Here is a 1,180-nt window from a genome sequence, read left to right as displayed (position 1 = left end):
CTCGCAGCGTGCGACATGGCCGCCGAGCGCCGCCGTGCGACAGCGCTCGATCGCATTCATCACCTTCAATTGCCCGAGGCTCACATGCCCCTGATTGGCGTCACGCCAAGCAGAGCCGTGATCGCGGAGGATGTCCGCGACCTCCAGAACTGGCCGAGCCACGGCCGGCGGCGCTACGGCGCTGGCGGCTCCTCACTGTCTCGCTGTCGCCGGCGGCGGCGCGGCGCGCTTAGGCCCTCGAGCGGGCTCTCGATCTTGGCAATCAGTCCGATCGCCACGCGACTGTAGCGGGCTGTCGTCTCAAGCTTGGAATGTCCGAGCAACGCCTGGATCACGCGAATGTCCCTGCCGCGCTCGAGCAGGTGGGTCGCGAAGCTGTGGCGAAGCGAATGCAGCGAGACCGTCTTGCGCAGCCCCGCGGCTTTGGCGGCCTCCTTGAACAACCGGCTGAACTGACGCGTGGTCAGTGGCTGACGTTGACTGCGACCGGGAAACAGCCAGCGCTGTTCGGGCGCGACGCCGTTGTTGGACGCGCTCGGCCCCGCCTTCCACCATTGCCGCAACAGCTTCAGGACCTCTGGCGGCAGCATCACGTGCCGGTCCTTGCGGCCCTTCGACTGCACAATGCGGATGATCTTTTGCTCGCTGTCGATGTCGCCCGCCCGCAGCCGCACCACCTCGCTGGCGCGCAATCCGCAACCATAGGCCAGGGTCAGCATCGCCCGCGCCTTCAGGCTCGTCGCCATGGTCAGGACACGCTTGACCTCCTCGGGGCTCAGCACCGGCGGCAGCTTCTCGGGCTCCTTGATGTGCCAGACCTCGGCCGCCAGATCGTGACGACGTAGCGTGACGCGGAACAAGAACCGCACCCCGGTCATGATCCGATTGCGGTTGCAGATGCTCCTCCCGCTCTCGATCAGGTGCAGCTGAAATCGGCGCACCTCGTCGGCCGTCGCCGTATCGGGCGAGCGTTTGAGCCAGGCGGCGAACCGCTTGCAACTGTAAATGTGGCCACGCTGAGTGTGCGGGTTGAGCTTGCGCCCAGCCATGTCTTCGATCATACGCTGACGCAGCGGACTGACTGTGTTGGTATCGCTCATGGAGAGCTCCTTCCTGAGTGAGGGTTGCAACACCTCGATTCTCAGGACGGGGCTCTCCAGTGCTACCACTATCGTCTCAA

2 protein-coding genes are annotated in these 1,180 nt (G+C 65.1%); both read right to left on the bottom strand.

From position 1 onward, the window contains the following. Positions 1 to 162, bottom strand: a 162-nt coding sequence (locus XI06_RS12920; protein WP_271605485.1) for a transposase zinc-binding domain-containing protein, incomplete at its 3' end; no start/stop codon positions are given. A gap of 11 nt (positions 163 to 173) precedes the next feature. After that, on the bottom strand, positions 174 to 1,180 hold a 1,007-nt coding region (locus XI06_RS12915), incomplete at its 5' end, for a tyrosine-type recombinase/integrase (RefSeq protein ID WP_333909320.1).

It is taken from the genome of Bradyrhizobium sp. CCBAU 11434 (assembly GCF_028128895.1).
GTDB lineage: Bacteria > Pseudomonadota > Alphaproteobacteria > Rhizobiales > Xanthobacteraceae > Bradyrhizobium > Bradyrhizobium zhengyangense.
This window is presented reverse-complemented; position numbering and strand designations above follow the sequence as displayed.